Source organism: Paenibacillus sp. sg306046 (assembly GCF_059821225.1).
The window spans coordinates 173,584-196,846 of the sequence record NZ_JCAMRT010000008.1 but is presented as its reverse complement, the minus strand read 5'-3'; the positions used below and the strand labels follow the sequence as shown (position 1 = coordinate 196,846).

25 protein-coding genes are annotated in these 23,263 nt (G+C 53.4%); 4 read left to right on the top strand and 21 right to left on the bottom strand.

Annotated elements, in window-relative coordinates:
• Positions 1-273 precede the first annotated feature (273 nt).
• Together AC6ROY_RS10905 and AC6ROY_RS10900 are read left to right on the top strand one after the other, a co-directional pair.
• Entirely contained in the window at positions 274-675 is a 402-nt protein-coding gene (locus AC6ROY_RS10905; RefSeq protein WP_500100407.1) for a VOC family protein, read from the top strand.
• A gap of 83 nt (positions 676-758) precedes the next feature.
• Positions 759-1,631 (top strand): aldose epimerase family protein, encoded by an 873-nt coding sequence (locus AC6ROY_RS10900; RefSeq protein WP_500100406.1) that lies wholly within the window; start codon positions 759-761, stop codon positions 1,629-1,631.
• Between the two features lie 169 nt (positions 1,632-1,800).
• Here the strand turns inward: AC6ROY_RS10900 and AC6ROY_RS10895 are convergent, their stop codons facing one another.
• Positions 1,801-2,457, bottom strand: a complete 657-nt coding sequence (locus tag AC6ROY_RS10895) for an NUDIX hydrolase (protein WP_500100404.1) — start codon at positions 2,455-2,457, stop codon at positions 1,801-1,803.
• 27 nt (positions 2,458-2,484) lie between these two features.
• Positions 2,485-3,420 carry a D-2-hydroxyacid dehydrogenase gene (locus AC6ROY_RS10890; protein WP_500100403.1) on the bottom strand — a complete coding sequence of 312 codons (936 nt, stop codon included), beginning with the start codon at positions 3,418-3,420 and terminating at the stop codon, positions 2,485-2,487.
• A gap of 90 nt (positions 3,421-3,510) precedes the next feature.
• On the opposite strand from AC6ROY_RS10890, the gene AC6ROY_RS10885 reads away from it, so the two are divergent.
• Positions 3,511-3,765, top strand: a complete 255-nt coding sequence (locus tag AC6ROY_RS10885) for a DUF2533 family protein (protein WP_500100402.1) — start codon at positions 3,511-3,513, stop codon at positions 3,763-3,765.
• A gap of 293 nt (positions 3,766-4,058) precedes the next feature.
• Here the strand turns inward: AC6ROY_RS10885 and AC6ROY_RS10880 are convergent, their stop codons facing one another.
• The 7 genes from AC6ROY_RS10880 to AC6ROY_RS10850 all read right to left on the bottom strand — a co-directional run bounded on the left by AC6ROY_RS10880 (position 4,059) and on the right by AC6ROY_RS10850 (position 9,820).
• Complete coding sequence (locus AC6ROY_RS10880; protein ID WP_500100401.1) at positions 4,059-4,616, bottom strand: hypothetical protein; 558 nt, start codon at positions 4,614-4,616, stop codon at positions 4,059-4,061.
• 122 nt (positions 4,617-4,738) lie between these two features.
• On the bottom strand, positions 4,739-5,506 hold the full coding sequence (locus AC6ROY_RS10875; RefSeq protein WP_500100400.1) for an SDR family NAD(P)-dependent oxidoreductase: 768 nt from the start codon (positions 5,504-5,506) through the stop codon (positions 4,739-4,741).
• Between the two features lie 61 nt (positions 5,507-5,567).
• On the bottom strand, positions 5,568-6,092 hold the full coding sequence (locus AC6ROY_RS10870) for an ADP-heptose synthase (protein WP_500100399.1): 525 nt from the start codon (positions 6,090-6,092) through the stop codon (positions 5,568-5,570).
• A gap of 391 nt (positions 6,093-6,483) precedes the next feature.
• The gene (locus AC6ROY_RS10865) at positions 6,484-6,966 is read right to left on the bottom strand and encodes a C40 family peptidase (RefSeq protein WP_500100398.1); all 483 of its coding nucleotides are present in this window, start codon (positions 6,964-6,966) and stop codon (positions 6,484-6,486) included.
• A 136-nt stretch (positions 6,967-7,102) separates the two neighbouring features.
• Positions 7,103-8,410: a sensor histidine kinase gene (locus AC6ROY_RS10860; protein WP_500100396.1), complete on the bottom strand. Its 1,308-nt coding sequence runs from the start codon at positions 8,408-8,410 to the stop codon at positions 7,103-7,105.
• 50 nt (positions 8,411-8,460) lie between these two features.
• Complete coding sequence (locus tag AC6ROY_RS10855; protein WP_500100394.1) at positions 8,461-9,168, bottom strand: response regulator transcription factor; 708 nt, start codon at positions 9,166-9,168, stop codon at positions 8,461-8,463.
• A gap of 139 nt (positions 9,169-9,307) precedes the next feature.
• The gene (locus AC6ROY_RS10850; protein ID WP_500100392.1) at positions 9,308-9,820 is read right to left on the bottom strand and encodes a hypothetical protein; all 513 of its coding nucleotides are present in this window, start codon (positions 9,818-9,820) and stop codon (positions 9,308-9,310) included.
• Between the two features lie 803 nt (positions 9,821-10,623).
• Here AC6ROY_RS10850 and AC6ROY_RS10845 point away from each other — a divergent pair.
• Positions 10,624-10,977, top strand: a complete 354-nt coding sequence (locus AC6ROY_RS10845) for a hypothetical protein (protein WP_500100391.1) — start codon at positions 10,624-10,626, stop codon at positions 10,975-10,977.
• On the opposite strand, the gene AC6ROY_RS10840 is transcribed toward AC6ROY_RS10845, so the two are convergent.
• The 12 genes from AC6ROY_RS10840 to AC6ROY_RS10785 all read right to left on the bottom strand — a co-directional run bounded on the left by AC6ROY_RS10840 (position 10,958) and on the right by AC6ROY_RS10785 (position 23,089).
• Positions 10,958-11,212, bottom strand: a complete 255-nt coding sequence (locus AC6ROY_RS10840) for a hypothetical protein (RefSeq protein WP_500100389.1) — start codon at positions 11,210-11,212, stop codon at positions 10,958-10,960. The two genes, AC6ROY_RS10845 and AC6ROY_RS10840, sit on opposite strands and share 20 nt — an antisense overlap.
• A 640-nt stretch (positions 11,213-11,852) precedes the next feature.
• Positions 11,853-12,770 (bottom strand): hypothetical protein, encoded by a 918-nt coding sequence (locus AC6ROY_RS10835; RefSeq protein ID WP_500100387.1) that lies wholly within the window; start codon positions 12,768-12,770, stop codon positions 11,853-11,855.
• Positions 12,771-13,027: 257 nt separating this feature from the next.
• Positions 13,028-13,348, bottom strand: a complete 321-nt coding sequence (locus AC6ROY_RS10830; protein ID WP_500100385.1) for a Y-family DNA polymerase — start codon at positions 13,346-13,348, stop codon at positions 13,028-13,030.
• A gap of 208 nt (positions 13,349-13,556) precedes the next feature.
• Positions 13,557-13,841 (bottom strand): hypothetical protein, encoded by a 285-nt coding sequence (locus AC6ROY_RS10825; protein WP_500100382.1) that lies wholly within the window; start codon positions 13,839-13,841, stop codon positions 13,557-13,559.
• Between the two features lie 69 nt (positions 13,842-13,910).
• Entirely contained in the window at positions 13,911-16,214 is a 2,304-nt protein-coding gene (locus tag AC6ROY_RS10820) for a thiamine pyrophosphate-dependent enzyme (RefSeq protein ID WP_500100380.1), read from the bottom strand.
• A 36-nt stretch (positions 16,215-16,250) separates the two neighbouring features.
• The gene (locus tag AC6ROY_RS10815; RefSeq protein ID WP_500100378.1) at positions 16,251-17,255 is read right to left on the bottom strand and encodes a 2-oxoacid:acceptor oxidoreductase family protein; all 1,005 of its coding nucleotides are present in this window, start codon (positions 17,253-17,255) and stop codon (positions 16,251-16,253) included.
• Positions 17,256-17,596: 341 nt separating this feature from the next.
• Positions 17,597-18,652: a flavin-containing monooxygenase gene (locus AC6ROY_RS10810; protein ID WP_500100377.1), complete on the bottom strand. Its 1,056-nt coding sequence runs from the start codon at positions 18,650-18,652 to the stop codon at positions 17,597-17,599.
• A 254-nt stretch (positions 18,653-18,906) separates the two neighbouring features.
• Entirely contained in the window at positions 18,907-19,206 is a 300-nt protein-coding gene (locus AC6ROY_RS10805; RefSeq protein WP_500100438.1) for a hypothetical protein, read from the bottom strand.
• Between the two features lie 93 nt (positions 19,207-19,299).
• On the bottom strand, positions 19,300-20,526 hold the full coding sequence (locus AC6ROY_RS10800; RefSeq protein WP_500100376.1) for an MFS transporter: 1,227 nt from the start codon (positions 20,524-20,526) through the stop codon (positions 19,300-19,302).
• A gap of 14 nt (positions 20,527-20,540) precedes the next feature.
• Positions 20,541-21,710: an iron-containing alcohol dehydrogenase gene (locus AC6ROY_RS10795; RefSeq protein ID WP_500100374.1), complete on the bottom strand. Its 1,170-nt coding sequence runs from the start codon at positions 21,708-21,710 to the stop codon at positions 20,541-20,543.
• Between the two features lie 115 nt (positions 21,711-21,825).
• Positions 21,826-22,560, bottom strand: coding sequence for an Rpn family recombination-promoting nuclease/putative transposase (locus tag AC6ROY_RS10790; RefSeq protein ID WP_500100373.1), 735 nt, complete (start codon positions 22,558-22,560; stop codon positions 21,826-21,828).
• A 133-nt stretch (positions 22,561-22,693) separates the two neighbouring features.
• On the bottom strand, positions 22,694-23,089 hold the full coding sequence (locus AC6ROY_RS10785; protein ID WP_500100372.1) for a hypothetical protein: 396 nt from the start codon (positions 23,087-23,089) through the stop codon (positions 22,694-22,696).
• Between the last annotated feature and the right edge of the window lie 174 nt (positions 23,090-23,263).

Sequence of the window (23,263 nt, the reverse complement as noted above, 5' to 3'; positions counted from 1 at the left end):
CACGTTATTTATGATTTATATTCGAAATTATCAACCACGCGTCTTGCCGGACAGGCAGATCGGAACATCCGAGTATAGGTCTTTCTATTCTAGCTTAAATGTCAGCCGACTTCAAATTTATGTGCGCAGCCGAAGAAAAATCCGCTATTCATTGAAAATAATGTACATGACGGAAATGTCATACCTTGCGGTTTCTTTCGTAAGATTCGCTTCTGCTGCCAGATGTAGCGTATAGTAGGAATTGCTGAAAATTAATTACAGGAGGCTATAGCCATGTCACAGGATATTTGGATTAACCTGCCGGTCAAGGATGTGGAGAGGTCCACTGCCTTTTTCAATGAGATCGGATTCCATGCGGTGAGCGTTGGTGACGAAAGAGCCAAGCTTGCCATCGGCCAAACAACGATTCTGCTGTTCCCGGATGCGACGTTTGAGCAATTTACAGGTTCAAAAATCGCAGATACTTCCCATAGCGCAGAGGTGATTTTTTCCATCGGCGCTAAAAGCAGAGAAGAAGTAGATGCCTTCATTCAAAAGGTAGAGGTTGCCGGAGGAAGCATCTTTGGCAGGCCGAGTGAAACGGACGGCTGGATGTACGGCGCAGGATTTGCCGACCTGGACGGTCATCGCTGGAACCTGCTGTACATGGATGAGAGCAAAATGCCGAAGCGCTAATACGCGACGCTGATTCGCCGCCATTGGCAACCGTTCCCTTTCCTATGGTAAACTACGATCAGACTTACCCAAGGAGGCAGCCCATGAGCGCTTATGACATTCGTACTTATGAAGATACGTACACGGTATATGAGTTAAAGGAGCTGGCGACGGATTCATGGTTCCGGATTGTGCCGCAGCGCGGCGGGATCGTGACCAGCTACGGCACAGCCGGCGAGGAGCGATTGTATTTGGACCGCGCTACGCTGCTGGACCCCGCAGCCAACATTCGCGGCGGCATCCCGGTGCTGTTCCCCGTCAGCGGCTTTGTGACGGATAATGTCTATGAGTGGGAGGGCGAGCGTTACGCGATCAAAAATCACGGCGTCGCCCGTAATGAGGCATGGACGGTTGAACGTACCGGCGACGACCACGGCGTATATATGATCGTATCGCTCCGGGCGAATGAACAGACGCTGGCTTCGTTTCCATTTGATTTCGAGCTGCGTTTCACCTACCGGCTGCTGGACGGCCGCTTGACAATTGAACAGGAGTACGTGAATCATACGGCTAAGCCGATGCCGATGTATCCGGGGTTCCATCCGTATTTTCTGGCCGATGCGAAGGAAGCGCGCTACCAGACGGATGCCACGCTGCTGTACGATTTCAACGATCATCAGACCAAGCCGTATACAGGTTCTGTTGATCTGGATCAGCTGCCTGAATCCGTCGTCTTCCAGCATGCTCAGGAGCCGGCGATCAGCGTCGAATTTACCGGTCGCCAGCAGGTGGCGTTGACGTACAGCGGCAGCTTCCGCTATGTGGTGCTCTGGTCGGTGAAGGACAAGCCGTTTATTTGCGTGGAGCCATGGATGGCGATGCCGGATGAGATCAACCGCAAACAGGAACTGACGTACGTGCCGCCGGGTCAGACGATTCGCGCCGAGCTGTCGATCCACAGCACCTCTTGCGTATAAATAGCCGCAGCAAAAGGGCAATTTGTCGCAGCGTCGTCCAAGCGGACGCGCAGCTGACAGATTGCCCTTTTTTCCAAGCTGTAAACTTGAATCATTGTCGAAAATGTCTGAAAAATCGGATAACGCATCGCTTCCTGCGCTTCCCCGGGAAATGATCGGCAGCGGCCTGTTATTTCCTCAGCGGCGACGGATTTCCCGCTTGCTCCACAGCCAGAGCATCCGCTACAAGATGGAAATAAGCGGCCGGATGCGGCACAAAATCCGCAGCCGTCACCGTACGCATATGCGCCGACAGCCGTCCGTCCTCGCCCAGCTGCACGCCATGGATCGTTTCGGCATCCAGCCGTCCGTCCGCCAGCAGGCGAAACTCAGCCAGCCCCAGCCTGTACAGCCCGGTCACCTCATCGGCCTGCAGCACGTAGTCCTCCAGCGGCTGGTCGCAGCGCAGCAGGTAGATGTGGCAAAACTCCCGGTCTATGCAATCGGCGGCAATGATATCCTCCTCGGTAAAAATACCGCATGCAACCAGCTCCGCGAACTCTGCCCGCACGCCCAGCTCTTCCTCCAGCTCCCGCACGCCGTCACTGGCCTGCTCTCCCGCCAGCAAATGGCCCGCGCTCGACACATCCAGCAAATCCGGGAATATATCCTTATCCGGATGGCGCTGCTGCAGCAGCACCTGCACGCCCAGCTCCGTTTCCGTCCACAGCCAGCAGTGAAAGGTCTGGTGCCATAAGCCTTGCGCATGGGCTTCCCCGCGTGTTGCGGTCCCGATCCACTGCCGCTGCTCGTTAAAGATATCAAATCGTTCCTCCGCCTTGCTCATCTTCAAGTCCTCCCGTCTATTGGCTTATTAATACCCGCGGTCGATATTTACCCGATTCGGCAGCGCGGTTTGTCCCTGACAGAGCGCCTCCCACACAGCCGCCAACGTGTCCGCCGCCTCCCCGATGTCGGTGACAGCCGCGATATGCGGCGTTACGATGACATCCGCGCGCCCCCAAAGCGGCGAAGACGCAGGCAGCGGCTCGACGGCGGTTACATCCAGCACCGCCAGCCGCAACTGGCCCTCGTCCAGCGCTCGGAGCAGGTCCGGCTCGACGACGCTGCCGCCCCGGCCTACATTGATGAAACCGCAGCCCTGCTTCAGCTCGGCCAGCCGCTGTGCATCAAACAATCCTGCCGTCCGCTCCGTCAGCGGCAGCGTGTTGATCACCCAATCGGCCTGCTGCAGCAAGCCGGCGGCCTCGCCCAGCGACGCTGTGGTGTCGAAGGCCGGATGGGCCGCACCGCTTGCCGACACGCCAAGGATTCGTATCCCTAGCATCCGCAGCAGCCCGGCGATGGCCTGGCCAACCGCGCCTGTGCCGAACACGGCAACAGTTCGCCCGGCTAAGGGGACAGCCGCGTGAGGCTGCCAGCTGCGGGCTTGCTGATCGGAGCGGAAGCGGCTATGCTGCTGCGTATCGGCCAACATATAGCCCAGGCAATATTCCGCGATTTTACGGCCCAGCTCGCCCGTCGTACGGGTCAGTATGGTCTGCGCAGGCCAGCTTTTCTGATAAAGAAATGCATCCACCCCTGCGCCAAGCGCATGCACCCAGCGGAATTGCTCCGCGCGGAAGCCAGGCACCGGTCGGAAACCGACAAAAGCGTCGGCCCATGCCAAGTCCTCCTCTGTCACAGCGTCCTCGGGACGGCCGCGCAGCTCGGCTGCGATCAACCCGTCGAGCCGCTCCAGCAGCTCAGCCTGCAGTCTGCCGGTTATTAAGATTCGTCTGATCTCCATCGTTGCTCACCCGTTCTTCTCATTGTCAGTTTAATCTCGGATGGTGTATCATGTATGTCATTGACATGTATATAGCGAAGGAGTTTTCCCATGAACGTTCATGAAGCCATTACCGCACATACGTCCAAGCAGCATGCGCATCTGCAGCGCTTTCTGGAGCTGGAGGCCGGGCGCGAGCAAGCGATTGACCGCGCGCTGACCGCTCATGCCGAAGGCCGCCCAGTCGATGTCAGCGATATCAATGCCTGGACAGCTCGGATCAACGAGCACGCCTTGAAGGGCATTTCGCCGACCAGAGTGATGGTCACGGAGCAGATGGTCCGCGAATTCGCTGCGCGCGGCTGATCTCACCTGCTCCGGCATCGGAGCTTATACCGCGCACCTGCGGAGGCGCCGCGCTGCTGAGCTAGCAACTAAACCGCGAAATGCGGAGACCTCGTGTTGCTAGCTAGCCACTTAACCGCGAAATACGGAGGTCTCGCGTTACCAAGCATCGACTAAGCCGCAATAAATCCGCAAGCAGACTGCTTGCCTGCCTTTACACCTGCCCCTGTGCCCTTGCGATCAAGATCGCTGTCGCACGGGCGGGTGTTTTTTATACCCGAACGGCTCCGTTTATTTCCCGGGTATGGCTCCGTCTATTCGAAATATTTACGCTCCTCAACCTGAACGAGACACATAGCGGCAATATCAAGCCATTGCTCCAAATCCTCGATGTGGCTTTCGTCGATTTTATGCGCAAAGCGAATCGACACCTGGTACCCGCCCTCGTCTTCGGCAGCCGTTTTGTCGTGCTCGACCGCCTTCCCGTCAGGCTGCAGCACAACAGTTAGCTCATGCCGGATCTCTACGTCCTCGCCCCAGAGACGGATCAAATATTCATGCAGCGCCGCTGTGTAAGCCCGGTAAGCGCCTGGCAATTGCAGCGTCAGCTGCAGCTCTGCGCCCGGACGCTGGTCCGCAGCCCGCGCAATCCGTCGCTCCAGCGCAAAGTCCGTCAGTCCGCTGGACAACGTAACGACCGCCTGACAGCGGCCCTCCACCGGCCGCAGCTTCATCCGAAACGTTCGCGACATTGCCGCGAGGTCCGCCAAATCCTCGCGCCCGGTCAGCCGCACATTCCCTTCAGCATCCAGATCGTACAGCTTGCCTTCCATGACAACCTTCAAATTGTCGAATATCGTCGGATCAAACATTCCGCCCACTCCATCCCTTTCTTAGCCTGCCGTTACTCGTCTCCTGCTCCCTGACCAAGCCTACATGGTGCAGAAGCCATGTCCGTTTCAGCAGCTGCTGTATGCTCAGGCTTGACAAGCCCTTAGCCAAGCGGCAGGTCGCGCACGTCCAGCACATCGCCTTGCCGCCAGCTATCCGAGCCGATCAGCCGGATCAGCTTTGCTGCCGCTTCATCGGCCGACAGCAGCTGACCGCTCGCCTTCAGCTCCACGAAGCGGCCCTTGGCCGGGAACGATTCCTCGTCGGCCGCCCGGATTTTCGCCTGCATCCCCGTGTCGATGACGCCGGGCGCAATGGACAAAAACCGGACCGCTCCCGGCGCTTCGCCTTGCTCGGCGGCTCCGCAGCGGACCATCATATCAAGCGCCGCCTTGGTCGCGCAATAGGCGCTCCAGCCCGCGTAAGGCTTGCGCGCCGCGCCGGACGACACCGCAACGACCGCGCGCGCAGCCTGCCTGCGATAAGGTTCCGTCAGCCGTATAAAGGCAGAAGTCAGCACAAGCGGAGCTGTCAAATTAACCGCCGTATGCAGCGCAAGCTGGCGGTCGTCCGCCTGCTCCAGCCGACCTATTGGCTCCAGCATACCGGCATTATGAACCAAGGTCAGCCGTCTTGCGGCTGACAGCGGAACGAGCTCCAGCGCCTGCTCCAGCTTGTCCTGCAACGTTTCGCTGTCCGCCAGCTCGCACGCGACCGCGATAAACCGTCCGCCGCTGGCCGCCGCCACTTCGGCCAGCGAACCGTCTGCATAGCGCGCCAAGCCGATGACGACAGCGCCCTGTCTGAGCCAGCCTGCAGCCAGCGCGGCTCCAAGCCCGCGCGTTGTCCCCGTAATCACATAGACGTCCATCCAGCCCGTTCCCCCTCCAAAAAAATAATCCCCGGAGCCCGGGGATTTGCGCAAGCGTTGCTCAGGGAGTCATCCAATCGTCAGCCGTAATTCCCTGCTCCACCGCAAATTCGAAATCATACACATCGTATACTTGCACCGGGATTTCGGCTTGAATAATTTTATCCATAAATTCGATCTGATCCGTAATCACCGGCGCCTGCTCGCGCAGCGAGGTCAAAATCACTTCCGTTTCAATCGGGTCAACGGCCTCCCCGTACTGGGCGTTTTCCATCGCGTTGATGACCGTAAAGGTCACGTGCGGATTGATCGGCAGCGGCGGACTTGACCGCCACGGAGCCTGCAAAGCGCGCTCCAGCTTTTTCTTGTTGAATGGATCGTCGAAAAAGGCAATCAGCTCAGCAATTTTCTGCTTCACATGAGCGTCATCGCTCGCCTCCGGCATCACCGGCTCCGAGCTATCCTTCATCTCATATAGCTCCATAATCGTATGATATGGAATTAAATACTCTACGGGCTGACTGGGCGCCATTAACTCTCCATAAATCGCGACCAGCACCGCTTCAATTACGAATCGCCGGGACATGCCTGGTCCCTCCTTCAGCTGATGCGTCCGTCCATCTTGTCCGGCCTCATTATTTCATAACATAAAACAACAAAAATGTCCATCGACATCGTACCCGACCGGACAACCGCCTTGCTGCAAAGAGCTCGCGGGGCGGCTCAGCAGCGCTCTTTGAGCTGCGGTTTTTGAAATCCGACTATTTACATGATGTAATACTGACACGGTTAAAGAAGGGAAGAAGAGTGCTCCCTTTGCCGGTCACGTCATGAAAAACAAAAAAGCTCCGAATCGGAGCTTTCTCGAATAAACTGCTGACGCCAGCCGCAGCCGGCTTGACTGGCTCATCACCGGCGTCATTCTCATTTGTCCCGCCTGACCTTGCTGCTAGCCGGCGAGTCCTTCAGTCCCCCTGCTACATCACACGGCGGGCTGTCGCATAGTTTTGCTTCCACCAGTCTTTGTTCATATCAGTAATCGTAACGCCCGGCGCCCCATACGTGTGAATCATTTTGCCGTTGCCAATGTAGATCCCCACATGATGAATCGGCGAGTAGAAAAACACAAGGTCGCCCGGCTTCAGATTGCTTTTGGATACATACGTGCCGACCTTGGACATTTCCTTGGCGGTGCGCGGCAACGATTTGCCATAACGTTGGAATACGGTTGCTACGAACGACGAGCAGTCGAAGTTGCGGGTTTGTCCCAGCGCAGCACCGAACTTATAAGGTCGGTGCAAATATTGCTTGGCCGTGGAGATCACATCGTTCGCCTTGGAGCTGCTCATGGCGCTGGCGTGGCTCGCCGGTATCGCAAGTGTCCCGGTCATCAGCAAAGCCGCGCTCAAGCTAACGGACACGAAAGCTTTCGTCAGGCGTTGCGGAATTCGTTTCGTCATTAGTAGTCGTCCTCCTTGGGTTGGGTGCGGCTCATGGCCTGAAGCCACTATACCACAGCCTGATCAAGGATAAAGCTGGAAGGAGCAGCTCACATCCAGCAGCGACGCATACTTGCAAGCTTTTATGAGAAAACGATTAAAATTCCGCCCGCGGCAGCGCCAGCTCAACCTGCGTCCCCTGCCCGAGCAGGCTGCGAATCTGGATTCTGCCGCCATGCCGGTCCATAATCTGCTTCGCGATCGACAGGCCAAGCCCGGTGCCACCGCTGCATCGCTGCCGCGTTTTATCGACCCGGTAGAAGCGCTGGAACAGCAGCGGCAGCTCCTCCTCGGGAATGCCGATCCCTTGATCCTCGACAACGATGATAACGTCCGCTCCCTGCTCCCGGCAGTGGATGGCAACAGAGGCTTCACTGTACTTGGCGGCGTTGTCGAGCACAATAATGAACAGCTGCTTGAGCTGCTCCGGATCTCCCAGGCAGACAAGCGAGTCTTCCTGCGGCGCATCCAGCGCAAACTCCCGGTCAAAGGCAAGCGCCAGCCGGTCAGCCGTCTCCCGCAGCAGCGGAACAAGCGCAACCGGCTGCCGGTCCAGCTCCTCGCCGCGCTCCAGCTCCGCCTGCCTGAGAAGCGATTGAATCAGCCCTTTGAGCCGCACCGTTTCGGAATGAATCGCCTGAAGCGCCTCCTCGCGCACCTCAGGCAGCTCTCCCCCCCAGCGGCGCAGCAGGGAAGCGTAGCTTTCGATGACGGTTAACGGGGTACGCAGCTCATGTGAGGCGTCCGCAACGAACTGCTTTTGCCGGTTATCCTGCTCGCGCAGCGTTTCGATCATATCGTTAAACGTCTGGCCCAGCTGACCCAGTTCGTCCTTCGGGGACGTATGCCGCGGACTAAGCGTGACAAAATAACGCTTGCTGCGAATTTCATTCATCGTCGCCAGCAGCTCGCTGATCGGACGGATGAGTACCCGGGTGTAAAAATACCCGCTGACCAGCGCCACGCCAAGCACCGCGCCCGTCGTCATATACAAGCCGGTGCCCAGCAGCTGCAGCCATTCGCTGAACACATCCAACGCTTTGCCCAGCTCCAGCATGCCCAGTTCAACGCCCTGGTCGCGGATCGGCACCTGCACAAACAGCATACGGACGCCAAACTCGTTCACCATCGCGCTGTTATACGTCGACCGGTAGACCGTCGGATAGTGGGCCAGCCGCTCATTCGTGGATACACTGGCCCGAATGACGCCCTGCGTGTCCGTAATGCGCACCAGAATGTCCGGTTCGTTAAATTCCTCCAGCAGCTCCGGCTTGCCCCAGCTGGCCGGATTTAGCGTCTCCGGATTACGCAGCACGACCTGCGCCTTGTTCCAGAGCAGCCGTGTTTCTGCCGAAGTCATTTTCCCCAAAATGTAGAAATAAATCGTCACATTAAATAAAATCACCAGAAGCATCACCCAGACGGAGGATACCAAAATAAGCCGGGTGCGCAAGCTCATGGAGCCGGAGGCGACAACGAATACCCGACGCCGCGGGCGGTGCGGATCAGCTTGGGGCTAAAACCTTTATCAACCTTCAAACGCAAATACCGCACATATACATCCACGATATTTGTATCCCCTGTGTGCGCGTACCCCCAGACATCGCTGATCAGCTGCTCGCGGGTCAGCACCTGCCCCGGACGCTTCATCATGTAATGCAGCAATTCGAATTCGGTCGGTGTCAGCTCGATCAGCCGATCGCCCCGCAGCACCTGCCTGGTTTTCACATCCAGCATCAAATTCGCTACGCTCAGCGTGCTTGCCTCTGAAGCAGAGGGGTCCTCCGCACTTTTCGAGCAGGTCAGCTGAATGAGATTGCGGATTCGGACCAACAGCTCCTCGATCACATACGGCTTGGTCACATAATCGTTGGCCCCCAGGTCGAAGCCATGCACAATATCTTTTGTAGCGTCCTTTGCCGTCAGCATCAGTACGGGGGACAATCCACCCCCCTCACGGTAACGAGCAAGCACCTCAAGTCCGCTGTAGCCCGGCAGCATCACATCCAGCATGATGAGGCTCCACGTGCGAGCCAAAGCAAGCGTCAGCGCCACCGGACCATCCGATGCGAGCGCGGTTTCATAACCTTCGTGCCGCAGCTCCAGCTCCAGCACGCGAGCGATATTCGGTTCGTCTTCTACGATTAAAATGGCATGATTCATCGGCAGCTCTTTCATTCAACCAGGATAGTTCGCCTAGTTTTCCCGCCTGCCCGGCTGCCTATTCGCTTCGTAGCTCTGCCGTCGTCGAGCCTGAATCAAAACTACTTCAAAACTTCTTCAAAACTTCTTCAAATCTGATTCAAGACTTCTTCTCCTGCTCCTTCGTCCGTTCACTGCCAAACGCCAAAATGACCGTCTCAATTTTTTGCAGCCGAATAAATTCATTTTGCTTCAGCTCCGCCCGGAAATACGCGTACATATAGGCGCCCTCCAGAAAGGTCAGCGACGGGTAACAGACCAGATCGGCATTCGTATACGGATTATCAATCAAAATTTGCCATTCACCGTCCCGGCAGCTCCGGTCGATCGACTCCAGCACGGTTTGTTTGTACAACAGGATCGCTTCGAATTCCTGCCAGATCGCGGCCCATGAAGGGCTGAACCGGCCCGGATGCGGAAACAGCCTCCGCGCTGCAGCAAGCTGCTCGGCAACTGCGGCGCTCTCCTCATCCTCATATTGCTTGAGCTTGCTGCGGAAGCCGTCCAGAAACAGCCGGAACGGCGTAAAGCCGCCTTCCATAACCGTTTGCTGAACTTGCAGCAGCTCCTCCTCTGTCGTCGCTTCTTCGAATCTTTTATAAGGATGGTTCATCCATTCGCTCCTTATTATATGTGGGGTTGACCGCCAGCTTGGATGACGGGACGTTAATTCCTATTGTAACCAATTCGGCACGTCCGCCTCCAGCGTCCCGTCCGGACGCATAAATCATCGTCAAGAGCCTGATAAATCAAGACTTTTGACGACCTACGTGTAAAAAATGTGTAAAACGAAAAACGTGTGCAATTTCCATGTTTCCCTGAGCAAGTAAGAAGCATTAAGGAAAGCGGTCATGCTGTCACCCGCAGTCGAGGAGCCGTGGGTCGGGAGCTGGTGTCTTGCTTCAATCCCCTGCATTGGAGTATCGACTTTTTGCTCAAAACCCAGTCATTCCTCGAAAAGTTGATTTTCATGTTTACTGATGAATATAGTTTAACCAATTCATGTATAAACTTGCAAGTGTTAGATTATACTGAATAGTTTAGGCCGGAGTTGGTATCTGACAGGTTTTAAGTGAGCCTGACGGACGTTGGGGCGAATCGCCTACTGGCGGTTGCGGAGGATTTGGGCAAGCTGCGACTAATACTACTATCCGCAAAGGTTCCAACGATAATAGGCAATCTTACCCTAGGGATAGACTACACTGGATGAGCCTAGTAAGGTTCATCGAGGTGATCCCGATCAGGCGAAGAATGTTGCTGTTCGTTTCCACCAAGGCTGGTGCAGCGGCGTGCAGTCCTTGAAACTGAGGGACTCGAACCCCCGACCAATCGGTTATGAGCCGACCGCTCTAACCAACTGATATAATCCATACGAATGCGCCAATCGTCCATTTCATTCAAATGGAGGAATGAAAAATGGAAGTGTTGCTTACCCGTTGTGCGGGACTGGATGTTCATAAGGAAACCATTGTCGCTGGCGAACCTCGACATAGTAAGAATGTGCCTGGTCGCAAGACGGAAGTCCGCGATGTACACGGCAACGTCAAGCGAAATGCGAAGCGTGTTGCCGACTCCTTGTTCGGGACGCTTAATCCCCATCAAATGCTCATGATTCGCAATTGCTGGGAGCATATTGCGTTTCTGGAACAATCCATCGCGGCACTCGATGACGAGATCGAAGCGCATCTGCAACCGTACAAGGACGCCCATACGCTCATTCAAACCATTCCGGGTGTAAGTTCGGTGACCGCTACTGCGATTTCCTTCTGAGAACGAACAGTTGATCGTCTTTCATGAAAATCAGCTCATTGGAAATTCTGACCTCGCCCTTCTTTTCGTCCAGAAAACCTTCCTTCGTGAAAGAGAAATTGTCTGCCACATGCTCAAGGGAGCGCAAAGCTTTCTTACGGCGATCAGCTTCACCGAAATTAATTTGAGCCGTTTCCTCCTGTACCTCTTTGGAACGACCAAAAGTGACTTCAATACCCAGGAATTTAATTTTCATTGTGTTTTCCTCCATTTTTTTAGTTTTGAATGCAAAAAGCCAATTTCTACACGAAAGAAACGTGTAAAAATCGGCATTTCATACATGGAATCAAAATTGTAAACAGACCTGTAGTAGTCTACTGTAATCCCCGAAACAAGAGGCCTTTCGGTTTCGCTTACCTTTTCTTCTGCTCATGATCGAAAGCATGGGAAGTTTCGGTGACTTGATTCATAAATTCTACGCATTACGCGGTGTTTCCAGTCGCGCTACCTTCATCCAGAGGATGAGTCGGGAGTTCAGATTCTTGCTCGTACTCCAGAAGGCATGGTTGGTAGTACGGAGAGCTGATTGTGCATGATGTTTTAAGTATACGTTGAAACACCACAAAACACAAGCATATGTTCGTGTAATTTGAATATGTCTCGTAAAAACACCAACTATTTGACGGGCTTTTGAGACTCTATTGTTCAGACGTATACTAAATGAAGGATATTTCTTTTGGTATAACGGGTAAGTGTATCGAAGTCACTGCAAACTGCACAGCAAAACAGAGGAATGAATCGTTGTCATCCCTCTGTTCGACCTACTTGTAGAACAAATCGTTTCTTTTTAAGAATCATTTAAAAAAATAGATCTGAACCGTATGAAACTCTGATCGTTAGGAAACTTCTTTAGTACCGCAAGCACTCGGGACATTTTTGTTTTCCGACTCTTCAAAGGTTACCTGTTTAGTATTGTAGCAATTGTAATAATAGATATAATAAAAATTCTTATAACCCGGCTGCAGGGAGTTTCCATCACTGCTCCAGCCAACTACGCTCTCCGAGTTCGCTTTCGTGAAACCATTGGCTTCAGTGAATGGTACCCATGTTCCGTTCGATTTCTTCACTTGGACATTGCTCCATTCCATTTGTGAATACGAAATCTTGGTATAGGCAGAGCCATCATTATACCTGTGGTCGTAGGTATCGTTCGAGAATTTAACATTAAAAGTTCTATTTTTACCTACATCTACAGTATGTGTATAACTTTTAGTACTTTTCGGGGCATTCGGACTTTCAATTGTGTACGTCGCCTTTCCTGAAGATGGATTGTATTCCAGCGTAAATGTTACGCTTTCCTGCCCACTTTGAAATTTGTCGGTACCAATTTTAGTTTCAGTTGTTACGAATGTATTAACCTCGTCGCCGCCGTCAGGGTCCCACTTTTGACCACCAGCGATTTTGCACCCGGGTTCAAAACCACCCGGTTTAGACGAAGCTCTTGACATGCCGCATTCTGCTACCGAACCACCATTCAAATTGTTAAAACCCACATAAAAGGCAAAATAATCGCCAACCTTTGTTACCTTTTTAGTATTAGGGTCGATAATGTCAGGATAACTGTGTAACGAATAAGTCTTTGGTATTTTTACGGTTGCCTTGATACCAATGAAGCCACCCGATGTTACTTTTGTCCGCGTGACAGACGCGTTGTAATTATTAGCTTTTCTTTCATTCGTGTATGCATCCAACTGCTGAGGTGCAAGCAACGTAAGGATTAATATCAGAGAAAAAAATAATTTAACTTTATTCATTCAAATTACCTCGTTTATTAGTTGGTAAATTCCGGCCGGTTTTATAACTATAAACCATTTTTAACAAAAAATTAAATAGGTCCACTTTACTATAATCTTGTCGATAACTGTCTATTTCATGGAAGACAAGGGTTGGCTGATAGTATGAAAAGCTGCTTATGCAAAAATAGTCAGCGCTCGTTTGAAATCACCAAGCGGCGACTTCGCGATATCGCCGATCTTATGATGTATGATGCCCATTTTGTTAAAATGCCTTGTCATCCGTCCTGTAACACCGTACATTTGTTCCACCGGCAGCGGCCAAAGACGCTGTGATACCTCTGCTTGAGGTAAAAAAATATACCCGCTTCTGTTTTCATTGCAAAATTATCACAGGCTGTCTTCGCAAGCACATTCGTATCCGCTACAGCTACACGGCTCCAGACACCCGTTGCGAGCATAATTTGGGCCTGTATCTGCTTCCCGATATCGAAAGGGGAGCCAAAATACCCTATTGAGCCAGTCACATCTAAAAACTGTTCATCAATACTAAATGGCTCCACTAGATCGGTAAAGCTTTCGTAGATTTCGGTGATCATGATGAGCAGATCGTCTGGTAGCGTTCATACATCCGACGGTTTTTCTCCTGCTTGAGCCGTTTTTCCAATTCTTGTTGCTATTCGACGTTCGAATCGGAAATCCATTCCAGACCTCAAGAAACTTTAGTTGAACATCATATCATTCTTCAGCAGAAGAAAAACCGCCAAAACCCTTATATATCAAGGTTTTGAGCGGTTTATATATCAATTAATATTCACTTAGAAGCGTCCCGTCCGGACGCATGACCAGCCGACGTGACGGATCGTTGCGCAGCCGAACATTGCCCAGCTTGATCCGCTGCTCATCCAGCGGCATGGCCAGCCACAAATGCGGATCGTCATGGCCGATTTGCTCCAGCACAAAAGCTTTCTGCTCCTGCGCCTCCTGCTCGTCCGCAAACTGGCGGATTCCGTAATAGTCGAGATCGTAATTGTTTTTTTGCAGGCATGCCGCGATTTCACCGGTTACCAGATGCTTCAGCACGTAATTCATCCCGGTCGCTCCCTTCAAGGACAAGAAAGGCGCAGGCTCGATTACGAGTTTGCGCCCTTCTCCCTGCTTTTACAAGTATGGATTTTCGTGCTTCGCCTTCAAGCGGCTCCAGCGGCGGTCCACTTCGTTTTCAAACGATTGAAGCGCCTCCGCATACTCAGGCTTCGTCAGATGCTTCGTTTTGCCCATATTTTTCAGCCAGTCGCCGACTGGAATACGTTTGTTTTTATCCTCAGGGTTAAATGTAATCGTCGTGATGCCGTTCTCCACCTCATACATCGGGAAGAAACACGAGTTCACCGCTTCGTCGATCAGCGTCTGGCCGATCTGCTCCTCGGAGAGCCAGTTCAGCGGACAGGTGATCAAAATTTTACCGTAAACCAAGCCTTCGTTTTGCGCATAATATTGCGCCTTCGCCGCCTTCTTCAACAAATCCTGCGGCAATGACTCCGAGCCGGTAAACACATACGGAATATTGGTAGAGGCCATAATTTGCGGCGTGTCCTTGTGATGGAACAGCTTGCCGCCCTGGTGCTTGCCGACGTTGGACGTCGAGGTCCGATGGCCCAGCGGCGTGGAATACGACAGCTGCGCGCCGGTATTCATGTACCCTTCGTTATCATACTCCAGAATAATCATTTTATGATTGCGCAGCGCGGCTCCGATCGCTGGACCCATGCCGATATCCATCCCGCCGTCGCCGGTAATCATGACAAAGGTAAAGTCGGCCGGCAAGTTCAGATGATCCAGCTCGCCGCGGCGTTTGCGCTCCCAGAACATTTCGACAACGCCGGATAAGGTCGCAGCTCCGCTCTGGAACAAATTATGAATGTACGTCGCCTTGTGCGAGGAATACGGGTAGCCGGTCGTGACGACCATTGCGCAGCCGGTATGGAACAGCGCGACGATATCGCCTTCGATGCCTTTGAAGAACAGCTCCAGACCGGAGAAAATCCCGCACCCCGGACAGGCGCCATGACCCGGCGACAGCCGCTTCGGCTTCTTGGTCAGCTGCCGGATCGGCGGCACCTTCACCTTGAGCTGGCCGGTTGCCTCGTCCTTATTGACCGAGATCAATCCCGAGTTCAAGTCCTCGTATTTCATTGGCTCCAGCACGCGCTCCGGCTTTTTGTTCGGGTCGCCTGCCGTATGGCCGTAGTAATCAAACGGCTTCTCGACTTTACCCGCCTGCACGGCGTCAAGCGCCATTTGGAAAAATGCATGGCCGTCCTCGGCGTAAAAATCTTTACCGCCCAGACCGTATACACGGCTGACAACGAGCGTATCGGTGTAGCCCGCCGTAAACAGCGCCGCCTTGATTTCCAGCGACATGTTGCCGCCGTGCGCACCGTATGAATCAGCCCGGTCGCCGATCGTCACCGCTTTGACGTTTTTCAGCGCCTCCGCAATTTCCTTGGCCGGGAACGGACGAATCATGTTCGGAGCGATGGAGCCTGCCTTGATCCCTTGCGAGCGGAGCTGGTCAACGACGTCCTTAATAATTTCGGAGGAGGAGTTCATCAGGAACACCGCCACCTCGGCATCGTCCATCCGGTACAGATCAAGCACCGGGTAGTCGCGTCCCGTCAGCGTCTTGTACTCCTGGCGTATGCGGTCGAACACTTCGCCTGCACGGTACATCGCTTCCGACTGCTGATAGCAGTTGTTGATGTAATCCGGCTCATTCATGTACGGACCGACCGTAATCGGATTGTTCCGATCCAGCACGTGCGGGAACTGCTGCGGCTGCTCGCCGACAAACGCGTGAACGTCCGATTTATGGGCAAACGTCTGCACGCGGCGCTTCTGATGGGAAGTAAAGTAACCGTCCGACGCCACGATTACCGGCAAGCGAACCTCAGGGTCCTCCGCCAGCTTGATCGCCATAATATTCATATCATAAACCGCCTGCGGGTCGCGGCTCATCAAGATCGGCCAGCCCGTATTCAGCGCGTAATACAAATCGGAGTGATCGCCGTGAATGTTCAACGGGCCGGAAACAGAACGGCAAACGAGATTCAGCACCATCGGGAAACGGGTCCCCGATTGCACCGGCATCTGCTCCAGCATGTACAGGTAGCCGTTGGCGCTTGTCGCGTTAAATACGCGTCCGCCAGCCGTCGATGCGCCGTAGCAAATTCCGGCCGAGCCGTGCTCGCCGTCCGCAGGAATAAGCTTGATGTCATGCTGGCCGTTCGCCTTCATCAGATCGAGAAATTGCGCGACCTCCGTTGAAGGGGAAATCGGGAAATAGCCCATCACATGGTAGTTGATCTGGTGCGCCGCATAAGCGGCCATCTCGTTGCCGGACTCATACACCATCCGCTGCTCCACCGTGCCAATGCTGACTTCTTTGTTGATTTCGATAGCCATAAGTTAATGTTCACCTCTCCCGGTATATGTGACGGCCTACTCGGCCAGTTGAAAGCGGTGTGCTACACGATGCGACTCGGCGTACCCGTCTGTCTCGCGGCTCTCGGACAACGCCTCCGTCGGACAGGCGACCACGCACTTCAGACAGCCTTTGCAATACTGGTAATCAATGCCCTGCAGAAACATCTGCGGACGGCCCTTCTTATCCGGCTGCTCATCCCACACGAAGCAAAAGTCGGGACAAGCGGTGTCACAGGCTGCGCAGTGAATGCACTTCTCATCATCGAAATGCGGCATCATCCCGTTGCGGGAAATGCTCAGATCCTTCAGGATGTTATTGCCCGGATTGACAACCATGCCGCCGATCGGCTGCGTAAGATAACCATATACCGGAATATCCCAGCGCTTGGGCTCAGGCATTGACATCCCTTCCGGCAGCGTAAACGTCTGGAAGCTCACCTCATCATAACCGCGCTGAAACGTACGCAGCGCCGGCTCGACCGCGCCGGGATATTTTTTCTCCAGGCTTTTGCGGATAATGCCCTTCATATGCTCGAAGTCCAGAAATTCACACAACCGGAACAATCCGCCGAGCATCGCCATATTCGCGCGGTTTTTCTCCTCCAGTGCAATGCCGGTCGCATCAACAACGGCCACAATGCCGCCGGTAAGCTTCATTTTCTCTTTCAATTGTTCGGGGTTTTTGGTAGAATTGACCAATACCACACTGTCTTCGTAAATTCCACTGACCACATTGACCGTCTTCGACAAATTCTCATGAAACACGCCGACCACATGCGGCCGCTCTACAGGCGTCGTATCCCGAATGTTCGTATCCAGATCACAGAAACGAATATGTGCCTTCACCGGGGAGCCCTTTTTCTCTGAACCATAAGAAGAAAAGCTGACTCCGTTGAAACCGCTTCCGACAACGCCGGCTTCAGCAAGCATTTTGCCTGCCAGGTTAGCGCCGAGACCGCCGATCGACTCAAGCCGGATTTCGAAAAAGCCGAGCTCGTTCATTTTCGGTAGAACCGTCATGCTAGTAACGCCCCCTCTGAACAAGATGGAATGGAAGTTCAATTCCTTGGCATCAGTATAACAGTATATAAGAAACGCGTATAGTGTTTTTTCCATAAATTCACCTTAAAATCACAGAAATGAACCATTTTTAGTCAAATTTTAGCTGCTATCTTCATTCTGTTTAGTAGTTTTAATGAATACTACTAATACAGAAATGTATAAATTGTGTGACAAAAATCACTTCCATCGGGAGAAAATCAAGCAGCGGACTGTTCTTGAAAATAAAAAAACAGCTGCAGTGGCGGACAAAAAATCTAGTCCCTCGCTGCAACTGTTTTCAACTCATGTTCCTCATGCCCTTAACGGATGTCCTTATTACGCATAATACTACTTACGATTCGCTCAGCATCGGATTTGACCCAGCCCAACAGTGCGGAGCCTCGTGAAGTTTGCCAAGGCAATCCTACAGCATATAATCCGTTAACGGGCGATTCCCCTTCGCTGTGTAACATTGCGCCTTTTGAATCAAGCGCGCCGGCTATATCAATCCAGCTGTCATCTCGCCGAAATCCGGTAGCCCAAATAACGTTGCTTACTTCCAACTCTCTCCCGTCCTCATAAATAATCCGGTTATTTATTGCGTTTAGAGCGCGAGGACCGACATTGACTTTTCCGTTTTTTATTAATTCTCTTAATTCGTACCCATATACGTATTCAGGCTGCTTGCGCAACCATTTCCCAATCCGACTTTCTTTCCTTGCCCGGAGCATACCAAGCTTGTCAAAAAACCAAAATATACTTCGTTTCCAGATAAATAAAGGCTTGAACGTGATCGGCTGAGCTACGGACAGGTGCACGGCTTGCTTATGCGCCAATGCTAATTCAGATGCAATTTGCGCCCCCGAATTACCCCCTCCAACAACGATTGTCGTTCCATCAGCAAGCTGCGAAGGGTTTTTATACGCCGAAGAATGAAGCTGAAGAACATTCTCCGAAAGGGATTTCGAGAATTCAGGGATATGCTTCATCTGGAAAGGTCCTGTCGCAACGATAATCTGACGCGCTTGAAGGATGCCTTTTGTTGTTTCCAGATAAAACAGCTCCCCTTCCTTCCATAGACGTAGGGTCAGGCATTCCATTTGTACAGGGAGCTCCCAACGCTCGGCATAGGCTTCAAGGTAGTCCGCTATTTCATCTTTACTCGGCAGAGCCTGCGGATCACCGTCAAGCGGCATCCCCGGCAACCCATCATACATCCTTGGAGTAAAAAGCTGCAGAGAATCATATCGGTTACGCCAGGAATCACCGATTGCAGCGGCAGCATCAATCATTAAAAAGCGCAGTCCGGTTTGCTTTAAATAGTACCCTGTCGCTAGGCCCGCTTGCCCAGCTCCAACAACCACGACGTCATACATCCGTCATCACCCTTGTAGCAGAATATTTAAACACAAACATATGAGCAATCATTCATATATTAGATTATAATCGACAGCCATTTGTTTGGCAATCCTGAGAAAAACCGACCTGCCTTCGTCCGCTCGGAGTCAATCCTTCCGCTGCATAGCAACAGCGGCAGCTCCGGACTTTTTTCTCGTCCATAGCTGCCGCTGTTTCTTGTACGGAGGTAATTCGTTATTGAACGATGTCCGGCGGGCGAATCTGGGCGGTTTCAGGAGCGCTCCCGCCAGCCGCGGAAACTGGACCACCCTACCTTATAGATGGCATACACGCCCAAATACGCTCCGCTTGCAAGGAAGACCGGATCGTAAAATAACCGGTGAACCTCGGTCATCATCACCATGTCGTCCCGCAAAATGCGGTTGATCATGCTGGTCGATATCCAGCCAAAGCTATACAGCGCCAGCAGCGCGGCCAGATCAAAGAGCAGCGCCAGCGTCGGAGAAAAAAAACGGAAAGCAAACAGCAGCAGCGGCACGATCAACGATCCGGCAATCAGCAGCGCTAGCACGACAACCAACTCCTTCACTCCCTAGTGTCGGGCAAAAGCGAGCCGGCTATACATGCTGCGTCCGAATCTGTCGACCGGCAGCACAGCATACGTTTAAAGCCTCGCCTCTCCGACTCCCGGAACGGCTGGCGGACGAGTCCTGCTTCCGCCTGTATTGCGCAGAAACCAGCGCCAGGTCAATAGCGCCGCCAGAACGCCGAGACCTCCGGCCAAATAAAAGCCGCTGCTCAGACCGCCCCACTCATTCAGCGCGCCTGCTGCGAACGGCCCGGCAAACATGCCGACCGCATACGTCGCCTGGTAGAAGCCCATCGCGGTCGCCCGCCGCTCCTCCTCGATATGCTGAATCGCCAGCCCAAGCAGCAGCGGCAAATGCAGCCCTTGCGCAGCGCCGTTGAGCGCCTGGGTTACGATCAGCAAGCCGAGCCCCGGCACAACCGAAGTTGCTGCGGAGCAGACAGCGCTGACCGCGAAGCCAACCAGCGCAACCCGCCATGCACCGAAGCGCGGAGCGAGCAGCCGCCCGGATAAATAAGCGGTCGCCGCATGCGGCACCATGAAAGCCAGCACGAGCAGCGTCAGCATCCGCTCATCCGCGCCCAAGGCAAGCGCATAAGACGGCGTAAAGCCAAACATCGTAATAAACAAAATGCCGTGCGCCACGATGGACAGCGTGGACACCTTCCACAGCATCCGATCCTTCATCACCGGCCACAGATCGCCATAGCTCATGGCGGGTCTTCCCAGCTCGGCCTTTGGCTCCTTAAGCAGAAAGGACAAGGCAAAGCCGAGCAGCCCGAGCGCAGCGCCTGTCTGGAAGGCAAGCGTGTAGCCGCCTGTTTCCACCAGCAGCCCGCTGACGCTCATCCCGATCAGCTGGCCTGCCGCCGTCAGCAGGCTGATCATGCCCATCGCCTGTGTGACCCGCTCTTTAGCATACATCCCTGCGTACATGACGGTAAACGCCACCCACGCCGAAGCGGCGATCCCGGCCATAATCCGTCCCGCCAGCGCCCATTCCAGGCGCTCCCCCATCGCAAAGCAAGCGCAGCTCAACGCCACACTGAGCATGCCCAGCACGACGTAAGGCTTGCGCTGCTTCATCCGGTCGGAAGCGACGCCTATCGGCAGCCGCAGCACGATCTGCATCAGCCCGTATGCGCCCAGCACGATGCCCATCATCGTGTAGGACAACCCGAGATGCTCCAGATAAGGCGACAGCACAGGCACGTACACATAAAGCGAGCACCAGAACAAGATGGTGACGATCATAAATACAATCCGGTTCAGCCGGTTTGGTTCAACACCGCTCTTGCTCATCAAACAGCGCTCTGCTACAGGCTGGAGCGGAGAATTTCACGCACATCGGCGGACTCCAGCCTGCGGAACGAGCCGACAGGGCCGAAGCGGACCGTCTCCTGCGCCATCGTCTCCAGTTGATCGTCGCTGATGTTCAGGTCGCCAAGCCGCGCCGGAGCGCCGATCCGCGTAAAGTAGCTGCGGGTCGCCTCAATCCCGGCAAGCGCCACTTCTTCATCGGACTTTCCAGCCGGATCAACGTTCCAGACCCGCACGGCATATTGCACAAACCGGTCCAGACGCTCGTTATGCACATAAGTCATCCAGTTCGGGAACAAAATCGCCAGTCCGGCTCCGTGGGCGATATCATAAATCGCACTCACTTCATGCTCGATCATGTGGGTAGCCCAATCCTGCTGCATGCCAACGCTGATCATGCCGCCATTAAGCGCATAGGTGCTGCACAGCATCAGATTGGCGCGCGCTTCGTAGTTATCCGGCTCAGCCAGCGCCTTCTCGCCATTTTCGATCACCGTCTGCAAAATAGATTCGCACAGCCGCTCCTGCAGAGGCGTATGCTGCGTCAGGCTAAAATATTGCTCAAATACATGGGACATCGTATCGACAATCCCGTTCACCGTCTGATTGGAGGGCACCGTGTAGGTCAGCGTCGGGTCCAAAATCGAAAATCTCGGATATGCATGCAGACTGCCGAACCCTTTTTTCAGATTTTCTTCCCAATTCGTAATGACCGAATTGCCATTCATCTCGGAGCCGGTCGCGGACAACGTTAGCACCGTTCCGAGCGGCAGCGCGGCTTTAATTTCCGCTTTGCGCATCAGGAAGTCCCACACATCGCCTTCATAAGGGACGCCGACGGCAACCGCTTTGGCCGCGTCGATGACGCTGCCGCCGCCGACGGCCAAAATAAAGTCAACCTGATGGCTGCGGCACAGCTCGATGCCCTTGCGAACCGTCGTAAGCCGCGGGTTCGGCTCGATGCCTGACAGCTCGACGAACGTCACAGCCGCCTGCTCCAGCTGCTTCACGATGCGGTCATACAGCCCGCTTTGCTTGATGCTGCCGCCGCCGTAGACAAGCAGCACATTTTTATAGCCGGCAGCAGCAAGCTGCTCGCCCAGTTTATCGACCATACCTTCCCCAAACAAAATGCGAGTCGGGTTTTGAAAGGCAAATGAATTCATTGAAAATTCCTCCCTTATTTTAAAAAAATTTGTTGGATACGTTCAATAGTCGCAGACGTTCATTTACGCCCATGTGCAAAGCACGTACATTCAAGCAGAGCAGCAGTTCTGGCTTTCAGAGCTTGCGCAAAGCCCGCAGGACATCCTCATGCTCAAGCAAAAGAATTTCGGAAATTTTAACTGAATCGATACCGCTGTTATGCATCTTTCTAATCGAATCCTCAATCCCTTGCCGAAACTTTTCCTCGGTCAGTGTGGCGATATCACTTAAATCCTTCAGTCGTTGAAACAATTCGTCATACTGGGCGCTGGAAAGGAGTGACTTGTACGCAGAGACAGCCTCGTCAATGACGTCATTATGTCCACGCAGCTCATCGAGCTCCTCCACCCTGACTGCTTTTATAAAGGATGACCACCGATAAAAGTCAGCGTCCAATTCCAGAGAAATTTTTTCAGAAATTTTCGGCAGCTCAATAAAATGGATTTGAAACTTATCCGTTAAGGACAGATCAGACCCGGACCTTCTGAACTTATAAATGGAGTGAGGGTGCTTCACTCCCACATTTAACTCCAAGGGGAAGTCTAAAATGTTGACACAAATGATCGGTTGAAGCTTGCTATAGGATGCTCCCTTGACCAACTGGGAGGAAAACAGCTTGGAGCCGTAATAAACGGATCGTTCCGGGTAAGTTTGAACATTAGCCACCTGAATTACAATATTGATCACAACACCCGTATCCGTACGAACGACAAGGTCCAATCGACTTAATTTGTCCTCCAGCCTCTCGCTGGTTAGCTCAACATTCGCATACTCCAAGTCAACCACCTTATGGCCGATGAAGGAATTCAAATAGCTGATTGAAAGCTATGTCCGTCTTGGGTGGTATAAACAATCGATCAAAGAAATCCATGCTAAACTTATCCAGATTTTTCACATGATCTCCTCCACTTGCAGACTCCCTCTTCGTGCTGCTTCGAACAAATCAATTCACCGCATCCAATCCGCCGTACCGTGAAATGGCCAGCAGCAGATCGTGCAGCACCGGCAAAATAAATTGCACCGTCGTCAGCTTGAACATTCCGCTGCGATTGTGCAGCATGGCCTCCCTCGCGTAAATGCGGTAATGCTGCATCCCCGTCTCGACGCTGACCAGCTCGCTTGCACCGGCGCCCTCGCGGCGAATCCGCATAGGCTTCGCCCCGATCGGCAGCTCGAACGGCGTGATGCTGATAATATCAGCCAGCCGGATATGATAGTTGGCATGCGGCTTCTGGTAGACCAATTCCTTGGTAGATACGGTCAAGCCGAAATCCCGTTTTTTATGGGACAGCTTCAGCTCGCCCTCCAGCGTTTTAATCCGGATAAACGATTCGTTCAAGGGCGTTCCTCCTTCAACCGGCGAACGGGTTGACGGACAGTCCATCCCTCTCGTCCAGCCGAGGTTTATCCGTTCAGCATATCATAAGCGCCCAGGTTTCGCCAGAGCTTGACTCCGACCAAGCGACAAAGGCCGCCTGCCTCGCGTCAGCGGCAGACGGCCTTCGGTATTTCG